The following is a 13,084-nucleotide window of genomic DNA, read 5'->3' as shown; positions in this document are numbered from 1 at the left end:
GGCAGAAACCGGCAAGGGAAAGCATAAAAAGAGAGGCCGACATTGCGGTCGGCCTCTCTGGTGTTTATCTCAACGGAATGTCGGGTGCCCGATCAATCCTCTTCAGCCCAACGGCGTGAACGCTCAACCGCTTTTTGCCAGCCGCTGTAACGTTTGGCGCGATCGTCTCTGTCCATCTGCGGGATGAACTCGCGGTCCACGCTGAACTTGTCTTCCAGCTCGTCCGAGCTCTTCCAGAAACCGACGGCCAGACCTGCCAGGAAGGCGGCGCCCATAGCGGTTGTCTCGATGCGGGTCGGACGTACCACCGGGGTGTGCATCATGTCAGCCTGGAACTGCATCAGGAAGTCGTTGGCTACGGCGCCGCCGTCTACCTTGAGAGCTGCCAGCTTGATGCCGGAGTCCTGCTGCATCGCATCCAGCACATCGCGGCTCTGATAGGCGATGGATTCCAGCGCAGCACGGATGATGTGGTTGCGGTTGGCACCACGGGTCAGACCGACCATGGTGCCGCGAGCATACGGATCCCAGTAGGGGGCGCCCAGACCAACGAAGGCCGGTACCAGATAGACGCCGTTGGTGTCACCCACCTTGGAGGCGAAGTAGTCAGTATCGCGGGCATCGTGGATGATCTTCAGCTCGTCACGCAGCCACTGGATGGTGGCGCCGCCCATGAATACCGCACCTTCCAGCGCGTAGTTCACTTCCCCTTTCGGGCCGATGGCAACGGTAGTCAGCAGGCCGTTGCTGGAGCGAACCGGCTCGGTGCCGGTGTTCATCAGCATGAAGCAGCCGGTGCCGTAGGTGTTCTTGGCCATCCCTTTTTCAAAGCAGAGCTGGCCGAACAGGGCAGACTGCTGGTCACCGGCAATACCGGCGATGGGGATGCGGGAGCCGCCGCCACGGGTGGTGTAGCCGTACACTTCGGAAGAGGGTTTCACTTCCGGCAGCATGGACATGGGGATGCCCAGCTCGTCCAGCATCTTCTCGTCCCACTTCAGCTCGCGGATGTTGTAGAGCATGGTCCGGGAGGCGTTGGTCGGGTCAGTGACGTGCACTTCGCCATTGGTCATCTTCCAGACCAGCCAGGTATCGATGGTGCCGAACAGCAGTTCGCCGTTCATCGCTTTCTCGCGGGCACCTTCCACGTTGTCGAGGATCCACTTCACCTTGGTACCGGAGAAGTAGGCATCCAGCACCAGACCGGTGTTCTCGCGAACATACTCTTCCAGACCGCGAGCTTTGAGCTCTTCGCAGATGGCGGCGGTGCGGCGGCACTGCCAGACGATGGCGTTGTAGATGGGCTTGCCGGTGGCCTTTTCCCATACCACTGTGGTTTCACGCTGGTTGGTGATACCGATGGCAGCGATCTCTTCGCTGCGCAGGCCGGTCTTGGCCAGCACTTCGGTAAAGACGGAGGATTGGGTCGCCCAGATCTCCATCGGGTCGTGCTCTACCCAGCCCGCTTTCGGGTAGTGCTGGGTGAATTCGCGCTGGGAGGTACCGACAATGTTGGCATCCTGATCAAACACGATGGCGCGGGAAGAGGTGGTTCCCTGGTCCAGAGCGACGACATATTTCTTTTCAGCAGACATGATGTTCTCCACGTTTCTATTTTCCACGTTTTTATACGTTGGAGGGGGCCGCTCTTATGCGGCAGCCTCTTCTTTGGCGGTTTGGGTCGCTTGCTCGGTGGTGACGACACGGTTGCCCGGGACGCAGGGAGCCAGCACTTTGACATACAGAGCGGTACCAATCTGGGCGCCAACGATGGGGCCAAGGATCGGAACCCAGAAGTAGGGGTTGTCACGACCACCGGTCAGGGCAACATCACCCCAGCCAGCAAAGAACGCGAACAGTTTCGGACCAAAGTCACGGGCCGGGTTCATGGCAAAACCGGTTAACGGGCCAAGGGAGGCGCCGATCACCGCGATCAGGATACCGATCAGCAGAGCGGCTGCGAAACCTTTGGGAGCGCCGTTGTTGTTATCACCCAGCGCCATGATGCCCAGCATCAGGACGGCAGTGATCACCAGCTCGACGGCAAAAGCTTGCATATTGGTCAGCAGGGCATTGGGGTAGGTGGAGAAGATCCCGGCGGTGCCGAGGCTCTCGACGCTGCCGCGCACCACGTTATGGGTCACTTCCCACTGGGTGAAAAGGTTACCATAAAGGAAGTAGACAAGGGCCGCGAAGCAGAAGGCACCGGCTATCTGGGCGATGATGTAGGGCACCACCTTGCGCTTGTCGAACCCGCAGAAGGTCATCAGTGCCAGGGTTACAGCCGGGTTGAGGTGGGCACCTGAAATGCCACCGGTCACATAGATGGCAATGGCCACACCCAGACCCCAGGTAATGGAGATTTCCCACTGCCCGAAGTTGGCGCCTGCCAGCACCAGTGCCGCCACACATCCGACGCCGAAAAATATCAGCAGGCCGGTTCCGATAAACTCGGCGATGCACTCGCCAAGCAGAGTATTGGGTCTTTGTATGCTCATACTTTTGTTCCTTATATCCACCCGTAGAGGTTTGATGTTCCGTTTTATCTTTTTGTGTCTATCCGTTGATGCCGAAAACGTTTCCTTGTTGTTTTTGCGTCTTGCGCAAACGTTATGCTCGTTTGCGCTCGTTATCGGTCGTGACAGAAAATAACCCTTCCCAATAATTTCACCATCCCCCCTCCATAGGAAATGTGGACAAGATCCCACTCATTGCTAAGAAAATGTGACGTAAAGCATCTTGATAACCGCCAGTTACCACTTAGGAGGTAGCTTGCAACCCTTGCCACACAAGGGCTGGCGCTTGCTGAGTGATTTCTCATTTGGAGCTTTTATTTGTAATAAAACTGCAATATTTGAGCATGCATCACAGATTAAATGAGCGCATATGAGCACAATAGGCTCGCTTACGAATTAGTGGACTCACATGATTCGTTGGAATGGTCAGGGCATCCTCAACCGCCCATAACAACAATAAGGAAGCAGAACATGCTTAGTCTCTTCAGGCCTGCGGCGCACATCGACAGGCTCCCGGCTGACAAGGTCGACCCCTTCTACAAACGCATGCGTTGGCAGGTGTTTTTCGGGATCTTCTTCGGTTACGCCGGCTACTATCTGGTACGGAAAAACTTCAGTCTGGCGATGCCCTATCTGATCGAGCAGGGCTTCTCCCGTGGTGATCTCGGTTTCGCGCTCTCCGGGGTCTCCATCGCTTACGGTTTGTCCAAGTTCCTGATGGGGAACGTCTCTGACCGTTCCAACGCCCGTTACTTCCTCTCCGCCGGTCTGCTGCTCTCGGCTGCCATCATGTTCATGATGGGTACCATGCACTGGGCCACCTCCAGCATTGCCATCATGTTTGTGCTGTTGTTCCTGAACGGTTGGGCACAGGGCATGGGCTGGCCGCCCTGCGGTCGCACCATGGTGCACTGGTGGTCACAGAAAGAGCGCGGCGAAGTGGTTGCGGTCTGGAACGTGGCGCACAACGTGGGTGGCGGCATGATTGGCCCGCTGTTTATCCTCGGGATGGGCTGGTTCAACGACTGGCGCAGCGCTTTCTATGTGCCTGCGGCAGCGGCGGCCGCCATCGCGGTGATCGCCTTCTTCGTGATGCGTGATACCCCGCAATCGGTCGGTCTGCCTCCTATCGAGGAGTACAAGAACGACTATCCGAAGGATTACAACGAGAGCCACGAGCAGGAGTTCTCCGCCAAGGAGATCTTCGTCAAGTACGTGCTGCACAACAAACTGCTGTGGTACATCGCGATCGCCAACGCTTTCGTTTACCTCATTCGTTACGGTGTGCTGGACTGGGCGCCAACCTACCTGAAAGAGGCCAAGCACTTCACCGTCGACAACTCCTCTTGGGCTTACTTCCTCTACGAGTGGGCCGGTATTCCGGGCACCCTGCTGTGTGGCTGGATCTCTGACAAGATGTTCCAGGGCCGCCGTGCACCGGCCGGTATCCTGTTCATGGTGTTGGTGACCCTGGCTGTGCTGGTTTACTGGTTCAACCCGGCCGGCAACCCGACCATCGACATGATGGCGCTGGTGGCAATCGGCTTCCTGATCTACGGCCCTGTCATGCTGATTGGCCTCTATGCTCTTGAGCTGGCACCGAAGAAAGCAGCCGGTACTGCGGCAGGTTTCACCGGTCTGTTCGGTTATCTGGGCGGCGCCGTGGCAGCCAACGCCATGCTGGGTTATACCGTTGACCACTTCGGTTGGGATGGCGGCTTCATGGTGCTGACCGTCTCCTGCGTGCTCTCCATCATCCTGCTGGCGATGACCCTCAAGCATGAGAACATTGCCGTTGCGGCCAAGAAAGCGGCTGCCCATAAGGCATAAAACGTGATCCTCAGCTTATTGATCCCAAAGGGGATCAGGTAAACTGCCAAAAGGCCCCGCATCTGCCGGGGCCTTTTTTTGTCTCATCATCGGAGTGTAAGCGTGAAGCAAACCCAACGACATCTGGAGATCCTGGACGTCCTGACGCGGCAGGGATTTGTCTCGACCGACGATCTGGTGACCCACTTTGACGTCAGCCCCCAGACCATTCGCCGGGATCTGAACGATCTCGCCGAACAGAACAAGATCCGGCGCCATCATGGCGGTGCCTCCCTGCATTCGAGTACCGTCAATACCGCCTACAGCGCCCGTAAAGTGATGCAACTCAAGGAGAAAGAGCGCATCGCCCGCGAGGTCGCGGCCAATATTCCCGACGGCTCATCGCTCTTTATCGACATAGGCACCACCACCGAGGCGATTGCTCGCGCCCTGCTCGATCACCGCGAGCTGCGCATCGTCACCAACAACCTCAACGTGGCCAGCATTCTGACGGCCAAGGATGACTTCACCGTCATCATTGCCGGCGGCGAGATCCGCAACCGCGATGGTGGCATCGTGGGGGAGGCGACCCGCGACTTTATCGGTCAGTTTCGCATGGACTATGGCGTCATTGGGATTTCGGGGATCGACAACGACGGCTCCCTGCTCGATTTCGACTATCACGAGGTGAAGATCGCCCAGGCCATTATCGCTCACTCCCGTCAGGTGTTCCTGGCCGCCGACCACACCAAGTTTGGTCGCAATGCCATGGTCAATCTGGGCAATCTCAGCCAGATCCACGCCCTCTTTACCGATCAGGAGCCACCGGAAAAGCTGACGCGATTGATGGCGCAACACCAGATCGCCTGCCACATCTGCTAACGGCGAAACACGCCAAGGCTGTGCCGGTCGCCCGTCAGGGCGGCCTCCTTTATCTTTATCTCCCCCAGTCCCGCACTCATCTCACCCCTTTATAGGTATTGCAAAAACCACTATTCAATCTGGTTTTTTTGGCTATTAACCCGCCGATGTTGGCCCGACGCCATTGGCTCCGCTGACCTGTTCCCTTTGCCACCTCTGGCGGGCTGTGGCGATCACACTTTCGCCATAAAATGTTCGTTTGTTGTATTTTCATGTTCTAAAATGAGCGAAATCAAACATTGCTGTTATAGCAATCATAAAAATGAAAGTAGGTGAACATGAGCGAACATTATGATCTGGTCGTCGTCGGTGGCGGCATCAACGGGGTCGGCATCGCAGCCGATGCGGCAGGACGGGGTCTGAAGGTAGCCCTGTTTGAGGCGCAAGATCTCGCCTCTGCCACCTCGTCCAACTCCAGCAAGCTGATCCACGGCGGTTTGCGCTATCTCGAGCATTACGAATTCCGGCTGGTGAAAGAGGCGTTGGCGGAGCGGGAGGTGCTGCTCGGTATGGCACCCCACATCGCGCGTCCCATGCGTTTTCGCCTGCCGCACCGTCCACACCTGCGTCCGGCCTGGATGATCCGTGCCGGTCTGTTCCTCTATGACAATCTGGCCAAGCGCGACAAGCTCAAGGGGAGCTGCGGCGTGCGCTTTCTGCCGCAAGATGGCTTGACCGCGGGGATCAACAAGGGATTTGAATACTCGGACGCCTGGGTCGACGACGCCCGGCTGGTGGTGCTCAATGCCATGATGGCCCGTGACAAGGGGGCCGACGTGCAGACCCGCACTCGCTGCATCAAGGCGGTGCGCGGTTCCAAACACTGGACGCTCACTTTGGAGCGGGAAGGGGGCGAGCAGTTCACCGTCACCTGCCGTGGTCTGGTCAATGCCGCGGGCCCCTGGGTCAAGACCTTCTACGACGAGAGCCTGCACGAGAAATCCCCCCGCGGCATTCGCCTTATTAAAGGCAGCCACATGATAGTGCCGCGCATCCATGAGCGCGAAGAGGCCTATATCCTGCAAAACGAGGACAACCGCATTGTCTTCGTCATCCCTTATCAGCAGGACTACTCCCTTATCGGCACCACCGATGTGGAGCATCACGGCAGCCCGCGGGAAGCGAAGATCAGCGAGGCCGAAATTACCTACCTGTGCAAGGTGGTCAACGCCCACTTCACTCGCCAAATTGCGCCGAAAGATGTGATCTGGACCTATGCCGGGGTGCGCCCGCTCTGTGATGACGAGTCAGACTCGCCGCAAGCGGTGACCCGCGACTACACTCTCGAACTCTCTGGCGAGTCTGACGGCGCGCCGCTGCTCTCGGTATTTGGTGGCAAGCTCACCACCTATCGCAAGCTGGCACAGGCCGCCTGCAACAAGCTCAAGCCCTGGTTCAGCCAGATGGGGGATGACTGGACGGCGAGCAGCCGTCTGCCCGGCGGCGAGTTTGACTGCTCGGTACGCGAGCTGGCCCGTGCCTTTGCGCTGGAGTTTGACTGGCTCGATGATCGCAGCGCCCTGCGCATTGCCGAAGCTTATGGCGCCCATGCCCGTCTTTGGCTGAAAGAGGATCGCGGCATTCACTTCGGTGGCGGCCTGTACGAGTCGGAAGTGCGCTATCTCATCGAACGGGAGTGGGCCTGTTCACTGGACGATATCCTCTGGCGCCGCAGCAAGCTGGGGCTGCGCCTGAACGAGTCAGAGCAGCAGATGCTGCAGATCTGGCTCGACCAATACCATCAGGCTCTGCGCAAGGCGAGCTGATGTGTGACGGTGGGCAGTACGCTGCTGCCCACCGCTTTCCACCGTAAATATGCAACAAACCTCTGATAGAACAATTACCTACACACAATAATAAAGAGCATCACATATGAAAAAACTCGCCGTTTCCCTCATCGCCTTGAGCCTTGGGGCATCCCTCTCATTACCCGTGTTGGCTGCCGATGAAGGCAAGGTGGTGATCGCCCACCGTGGCGCTTCCGGCTACCTGCCCGAGCATACCCTGGAGTCCAAGGCGCTGGCCTATGGCATGGGGGCTGACTATCTGGAGCAGGATCTGGTGATGACCAAGGATGACCAGCTGGTGGTGATGCACGATCACTTCCTCGATGGTATCACCGATGTGGCGGCGCGCTTCCCCGGTCGTGCCCGTCCGGACGGCCGTTACTATGTGGTGGATTTCACCCTGGACGAGGTGCGTTCCCTGCGCATGACCGAGCCGTTCCAGCTGGTGGATGGCAAGCAGGTGCCGGTCTATCCGGCCCGCTTCCCGCTCTGGAAGTCAGACTTCAAGATCCACACCTTCCAGGAGGAGATCGAGATGATCCAGGGGCTCAACAAGAGCACCGGCAAGAACATCGGCATCTACCCGGAGATCAAGGCGCCCTGGCTGTTCCGTCACGAAGGCAAGGATATCTCCAAAGCAGTGCTGAAGGTGCTCAAGGAGTACGGCTATACCGGGAAGGATGACAAGGTCTATCTGCAGTGCTTCGATGCCGATGAACTCAAGCGCATCAACAGCGAGCTGATGCCCGCCATGGGTATGGATCTGAAACTGGTGCAGCTGATGGCCGAGACCGACTGGAACGAGACCATGGTCTACGACGCCAAGGGTAAGGCGACCCCCTACAACTATGACTGGATGTTCAAGCCGGGAGCGATGAAAACCATCGCCAGCTATGCCGAAGGGATTGGACCGTGGAAACCGATGATCGTCACCGAGCCGGGCACTTTGGGCAAACCGGTCTTCACCGGCATGGTAAAAGAAGCCCATGCGGCGGGCCTGAAAGTTCACCCCTATACCTTCCGTCAGGATGAGGGGCAGATCCCGGCCTATGCCAAGGACTTCACCGATCTACTTAATATCTTCCTCTATCAGGCCGATGTGGATGGGGTGTTCAGCGACTTCCCCGACAAGGCGGTGGCCGTCATCAAGGCCCATCAAGAGGCGGCCAAATAGCACTCTGGCGCCATTTGAATGCAAAGCGAGGCTAATTGGCCTCGCTTTTTGTTTCAGGTTCTCGCAACGGGAGTGTGCGCCCTGTCAGAAAATAGCCAGATCACGTCATGGTGTGCCGGATCTGCATCATTTTACGCAGTTTTTACGTAGCAGATCGCTGGCATGAAATCGGCAGAGCGGTTAGTCTAGCGGCGTTGAACCAACCCCATGAGGTACAGATGAAAACCGTATTGCGTTTTAGCCTGCTGGGCGCCTTGTTGCTGGGTGGCCATGCCTTCGCCGCCGAGCCGAAAAAATTTGATATCAGCATGTTCCCAGCCGCTGACGTGAATCAGGAACGTGTGGTGATCCGCCTGCCTGAAGTCGAAAAAGAAGCCGACATGATGGTCGAGCTGCAGGTCGGCAAAAAGATGATGGTTGATTGCAACGTACCGCGTTTTGCAGGCAACCTGGAACAGCACAGCGTCAAAGGCTGGGGCTACAACTACCTGAAACTGGGCAAGGTTTCCGACCCCATCAGCACCCTGATGATGTGCCCGGATAACCAGCAGAAAGAGACCTTCGTCCAGATCTACGGTCAGGGCTTCTTCGTGAACTACAACTCAAAACTGCCGTTCGTGATCTACGTGCCGCAGGAGTATGAAGTGCGCTACCGTCTGTGGCGTGCCGACAACCTGGCCCAACCGGCCATGATTGAGTAAGCATGTTTGAACCAAAGGTTCAGCTGGTTCACCTGATGTGATAAATAAAGCGCCGTATGGCGCTTTATTTTTGCCTGCGAAGTCCCAAAAGTGACGTGCAAATTGGCTGCACGTTTACATAAGTTTATTATTTATCAACGTTTTTTGTGTGTTATGCCACAAAATCGGCGTCAGCGATGGGGCAAAGTGACTTCGATAAAAGATATTTATTAACATAGTGAGAAAATTGATTTTGCACTCGGCGATGGCCTGATGATACTTGCCCGCAAAGGTCAAACTAACCAGAAAAAAGAGCACTATGAGCTTCGAATCAGACAAGCGTTTCAACGACTTCAAACATTTTCCCCGTGGCCTGCGTCGCAGTGGTGAATTCACTGTGGCCGAAGCGGACAGTCTGGAAAAGTATGGTACCGCCATGCTGGCACTCTACCAGGGCAACCTTGCACCCCGTGACGATGTCGAGTCCGCCTTCGTCGAACAGGTCAAATCCGGCGAAGCCGGTGCCAACCCCCATGCCAAGGTGTGGTTCAAGTACCTCAAGGTGATCGGTCCCAAGCGCGTTCATCGCCTCTGCACCGTCGTTGGCGGCGCCAGCGAAGAGAGCAGCGGTGGCGGCAGCTTTGATGTCGGTGGTGGCAGCGGCGGTGGCAGTGACGAGTCCATCGATTAATGGATACCGAGCTGCTTCGGACCTTTATCGAGGTGAGCAAGACCCGGCACTTTGGCCGGGCTGCTGAAAATCTCTACCTGACCCAGTCGGCGGTGAGTTTTCGGATCCGCCAGCTAGAGCAGCAACTGGGTGTCAGTCTGTTTGCCCGTCATCGCAACAACATCCGCCTGACCGCCTCCGGTGAGCGTCTGCTGCCCTACGCAGACGCCATCTTGCACACCCTTGGTCGCGCCAAGCAGGATGTTGCGCTCTCGCCGGGATTCAGCCAGCAGTTGGCTATCGGCGCGCCCGCGGTGTTCTGGGAGCTCGATTTCAACGACTGGCTCAATCACATCTATGCGCTGGCGCCCGGTTTGGCGGTGCGGCTGGAAACAGCCTCCCGCGAGCACCTCTGCCGCCAGTTGCTGGAGCGCTCCCTCGATCTGGCCCTGCTCTCCGAGCCCACCAAGATCGACGAGATTGCCCTGCATCCCATCGGTGAGCTGGTGTTCGAGCTGGTGAGCCGGGATCCGGCCGCCAATGCCGACAACCTGATGCAGATGCCGCACATCCACCTCGACTGGGGCACCAGCTTCGAGCCGCAACCCAGCCGCTTGCAGAGCCTGCAAAAGACCCCGGTGCTGCACTCCAGCTCCGCCAGCATGGCGTTGCAGTTCGTGCTGGCCAACGGTGGCGCTGCCTACCTGCCACGGCGGATGGTCAGCCCCTTCCTCGAGAAGGGGGCGCTCCATCTGGTGGAGGGGGGCCAGCCGCTGAGCCGTCCGCTCTATCTTGCCTATCTGGAGAAATCCGATCGCCGGGAGCTGATCGATCAGCTGTTGACCCTGCCACTGGGTTGGCACGATGCCGAACTGCGCCTCAACGTCGAATAAGCGTCGAGTGTTATCCAAGAAAGAGCCCACCCCACGGTGGGCTCTTCTGTTTGGGGAAAATTGCAGGGAGCGAAGTCACGTAATTGGCGCGGGAGGCTTGGCGTCATCGGCCTGTAACGGTACCTTTTCAGGCTGTTTATCCGATTGAGCACTGACAGGGATGGATTGTAATTGATCGACTTTAGTCACCCCGAATGGCGGGCGCTGGCGCAGCAGTTGCTGAGCCACTCACCTGTGGTGATCCGTGGCCGCCAGTGGCAACCGCTGGTGGGCCTGCTCAAGGATAACCAGCTGCTGCTCGCCCATGGCAGCCACAGCTATGAGCTCACCCCGGCCGGACGGCGCTATCTCACCCGCGAGCTGATGCTGGCCGAGATCGCAACTGCCCCCCCCGAGCCCGAGGAGTGGTTGCATGCTCAGGGCTGGCAATTGGGGGAGCTGGTCAACGAACGGGTGCTGGCGGCGCTCTATCGCAAGTCAGAGGTGAACTTCACCCCCAACGAGCAGATTGATTTCGAGGACAAGGGGATCCGGCTCTGCGCCGATCAGCTGTTGCGCTTGCGCGCCGCCCAGCCGTTCAGCCTCTTTTTCAGCGGCGGCACCCTGATCGACGCAGCCCCCTGGTTGCAGGCGCTGGGGGAGGTGGCGCTGCCCGAGCGCACCCTGGCGGGTCTTGGCAAGATCCTCTGGGGGGAGGGGAGTATCGAGCGTGTGATCACCACAGACAGCGTCGGCGCCTTTGCCGAGATGCCTCTTGATCCCGGCACCTTGCTGGTGTGGGCCCCCCCATCGGCTCCCTTTGCCTTGCAGCAGGTGGTGGCCGCCTTGCCCCCCAATGTGCTGTGGAGTCATCTCACTGCCCTCGACCCTGCCGGGGTGGATCGGCTGCAGGCGCTGGCCCAGCGGCTGGGTCGTCCGGCCAGCTGGTGGTTGCCCCGTGATCTGGCCCCCATTCTCAGCGCGTATGCCCAGCCTTTGACTGAGGCTCGGCCCTGGGAGCCGAGCCGGATCCCCAAGTCATTGTTAGCAGTTTGTAGCGGTTTGGTTGAGTCCAATGGTGGCTTGTCGGCCGAGGTGTGTGCGCTGGCTCCAGCGTGGCATGCCGTTGGTTGAAATTGGCCTGAAAGCGAGCCAAAAAGCGGTTTTCCCTCATTGAACGCGGTGATATAAAGAGTTGACGAAGCGCTCGCCAGATGAGCGCTTTTGTTTATCAAGCCGCTTTGCCACCCAACGAACTCAACGGAATACAGGGAATACCATGTTTGAAAAGGTTGTTGCCGCCCCAGCGGATCCGATCCTGGGCCTGACCGAAGCCTTCCGCGCTGACTCTCGCAGCCACAAGATCAATCTGGGCGTAGGGATCTACAAGGACGAGTCCGGTGCCACCCCCATTCTTCACTGCGTCAAGAAAGCCGAGCAGAAGCTGCTGACCGACGAGAAGACCAAGAACTACCTCGGTATTGAAGGCAATATCGAATATGGCCGCATCGTGCAGCAACTGCTGTTCGGGCAGCACTCTGCGCTGGTTGCCAGCGGTCGCGCCAAGACCGCGCAAGCGCCGGGCGGTACCGGTGCCCTGCGTATCGCGGCCGAATTCGTGGTGCGCAACGGTCTGGCCAAGACCATCTGGATCTCCGATCCCACCTGGGCCAACCACGTCAGCGTGTTCCAGGCCGCCGGTCTGACCGTCAAGTGGTACAAGTACTACGACGCCGCCACCAAGGGACTCGACTTTGCCGCCATGCAGGCTTCGCTGGCCGAAGTGCAGCCGGGTGAGCTGGTGCTGCTGCACGGTTGCTGCCACAACCCGACCGGTATCGACCCCACAGCTGATCAGTGGCGTGCGCTGGCCAAGCAGAGTGCTGCTGCCGGCTGGTTGCCGCTGTTTGACTTCGCCTATCAGGGTTTTGCCCGTGGTATCGAAGAGGATGCCGAAGGCCTGCGTATCTTCGCCGAGTGCCATGACGAGCTGCTGGTGGCGAGCTCTTTCTCCAAGAACTTCGGCCTCTACAACGAGCGGGTCGGCGCCTTCACGCTGGTCAGCGCGACCAAAGAGATCGCCGATGTGGCCTTCACTCAGGTCAAGACAGTGATCCGTGCCAACTACTCCAACCCGCCGTCACACGGCGCCGCTGTGGTCACCGCCGTGGTGAGCGATCCGGCTCTCTATGCCGAGTGGGTCGAAGAAGTGGCCGCTATGCGGGTGCGTATTCGCGAGATGCGCGAATTGCTGGTAGAGAAGCTGGCTGCCCTCGGCGTGAGCCAGGATTTCAGCTTTATCCGCGAGCAGAACGGCATGTTCTCCTTCTCCGGTCTCACCAAGGATCAGGTGGAGCGCCTCAAGAGCGAATTTGCCATCTACATCGTCGGCTCCGGCCGGATCAGCGTAGCCGGTATTACCCGCGCCAATATCGATCCTCTGTGCGAGGCGATCGCCAAGGTGCTGTAATCGCATCACCTTGTGTTCTGGTTCTATGCCATGAAAAAGCCCGTCACCTTGGTGACGGGCTTTTTTGATCACCATGTCCCGTCCTGAATATGGTTTACACCTTTCCCCCCAATAAATGGAGAACCCGATGGGACAAGGTGTGAAACGGACACAGCGCGATTACTCGCTGACTTTTAAACTGGCAC

11 protein-coding genes are annotated in these 13,084 nt (G+C 58.2%); 9 read left to right on the top strand and 2 right to left on the bottom strand.

Annotated features, from left to right (window positions below; translation table 11 throughout):
* Positions 1-92 precede the first annotated feature (92 nt).
* Positions 93-1,595: a glycerol kinase GlpK gene (gene glpK, locus ACB035_RS18255; RefSeq protein ID WP_005337546.1), complete on the bottom strand. Its 1,503-nt coding sequence runs from the start codon at positions 1,593-1,595 to the stop codon at positions 93-95.
* Positions 1,596-1,649: 54 nt separating this feature from the next.
* Positions 1,650-2,498: an MIP/aquaporin family protein gene (locus tag ACB035_RS18250; RefSeq protein WP_005337544.1), complete on the bottom strand. Its 849-nt coding sequence runs from the start codon at positions 2,496-2,498 to the stop codon at positions 1,650-1,652.
* Positions 2,499-2,987: 489 nt separating this feature from the next.
* Between ACB035_RS18250 and glpT the strand changes: the two genes are divergently transcribed.
* The 9 genes from glpT (at position 2,988) to ACB035_RS18205 (ending at position 12,899) form a co-directional block, all read left to right on the top strand.
* On the top strand, positions 2,988-4,346 hold the full coding sequence (glpT, locus tag ACB035_RS18245) for a glycerol-3-phosphate transporter (RefSeq protein ID WP_005337540.1): 1,359 nt from the start codon (positions 2,988-2,990) through the stop codon (positions 4,344-4,346).
* A gap of 102 nt (positions 4,347-4,448) precedes the next feature.
* Positions 4,449-5,207: a DeoR/GlpR family transcriptional regulator gene (locus tag ACB035_RS18240; protein WP_005347045.1), complete on the top strand. Its 759-nt coding sequence runs from the start codon at positions 4,449-4,451 to the stop codon at positions 5,205-5,207.
* Between the two features lie 317 nt (positions 5,208-5,524).
* On the top strand, positions 5,525-7,012 hold the full coding sequence (gene glpD, locus ACB035_RS18235) for a glycerol-3-phosphate dehydrogenase (RefSeq protein ID WP_371167854.1): 1,488 nt from the start codon (positions 5,525-5,527) through the stop codon (positions 7,010-7,012).
* 106 nt (positions 7,013-7,118) lie between these two features.
* Positions 7,119-8,207 (top strand): glycerophosphodiester phosphodiesterase, encoded by a 1,089-nt coding sequence (gene glpQ, locus ACB035_RS18230; RefSeq protein ID WP_005337531.1) that lies wholly within the window; start codon positions 7,119-7,121, stop codon positions 8,205-8,207.
* A gap of 218 nt (positions 8,208-8,425) precedes the next feature.
* Positions 8,426-8,908 carry a serine protease inhibitor ecotin gene (eco, locus tag ACB035_RS18225; RefSeq protein WP_005337529.1) on the top strand — a complete coding sequence of 161 codons (483 nt, stop codon included), beginning with the start codon at positions 8,426-8,428 and terminating at the stop codon, positions 8,906-8,908.
* Positions 8,909-9,206: 298 nt separating this feature from the next.
* Positions 9,207-9,578, top strand: coding sequence for a DUF413 domain-containing protein (locus ACB035_RS18220; protein ID WP_005350885.1), 372 nt, complete (start codon positions 9,207-9,209; stop codon positions 9,576-9,578).
* Positions 9,578-10,450, top strand: coding sequence for an HTH-type transcriptional regulator HdfR (hdfR, locus tag ACB035_RS18215; RefSeq protein ID WP_005337525.1), 873 nt, complete (start codon positions 9,578-9,580; stop codon positions 10,448-10,450). Before ACB035_RS18220 ends, hdfR begins: the two co-directional genes overlap by 1 nt.
* Before the next feature lie 171 nt (positions 10,451-10,621).
* Positions 10,622-11,563 carry a hypothetical protein gene (locus tag ACB035_RS18210; protein WP_371167853.1) on the top strand — a complete coding sequence of 314 codons (942 nt, stop codon included), beginning with the start codon at positions 10,622-10,624 and terminating at the stop codon, positions 11,561-11,563.
* Between the two features lie 145 nt (positions 11,564-11,708).
* Entirely contained in the window at positions 11,709-12,899 is a 1,191-nt protein-coding gene (locus ACB035_RS18205; RefSeq protein ID WP_371167852.1) for an amino acid aminotransferase, read from the top strand.
* Positions 12,900-13,084 lie beyond the last annotated feature (185 nt).

Origin of the sequence: Aeromonas sp. S12(2024) (genome assembly GCF_041402305.1) — a bacterium.
Classification (GTDB): Bacteria; Pseudomonadota; Gammaproteobacteria; order Enterobacterales; family Aeromonadaceae; genus Aeromonas; species Aeromonas veronii.
Note: the sequence above shows the minus strand (reverse complement) of the source record. Positions and strands in the feature narration are given on the sequence as shown.

Excerpts from the sequence above, each read along its gene's own strand:
- glpK (WP_005337546.1), bottom strand. The coding sequence starts at position 1,595 with ATGTCTGCTGAAAAGAAATATGTCGTCGCTCTGGACCAGGGAACCACC.
- ACB035_RS18220 (WP_005350885.1), top strand. The coding sequence starts at position 9,207 with ATGAGCTTCGAATCAGACAAGCGTTTCAACGACTTCAAACATTTTCCC.
- hdfR (WP_005337525.1), top strand. The coding sequence starts at position 9,578 with ATGGATACCGAGCTGCTTCGGACCTTTATCGAGGTGAGCAAGACCCGG.
- glpD (WP_371167854.1), top strand. The coding sequence starts at position 5,525 with ATGAGCGAACATTATGATCTGGTCGTCGTCGGTGGCGGCATCAACGGG.
- glpT (WP_005337540.1), top strand. The coding sequence starts at position 2,988 with ATGCTTAGTCTCTTCAGGCCTGCGGCGCACATCGACAGGCTCCCGGCT.
- ACB035_RS18205 (WP_371167852.1), top strand. The coding sequence starts at position 11,709 with ATGTTTGAAAAGGTTGTTGCCGCCCCAGCGGATCCGATCCTGGGCCTG.
- eco (WP_005337529.1), top strand. The coding sequence starts at position 8,426 with ATGAAAACCGTATTGCGTTTTAGCCTGCTGGGCGCCTTGTTGCTGGGT.
- ACB035_RS18250 (WP_005337544.1), bottom strand. The coding sequence starts at position 2,498 with ATGAGCATACAAAGACCCAATACTCTGCTTGGCGAGTGCATCGCCGAG.
- glpQ (WP_005337531.1), top strand. The coding sequence starts at position 7,119 with ATGAAAAAACTCGCCGTTTCCCTCATCGCCTTGAGCCTTGGGGCATCC.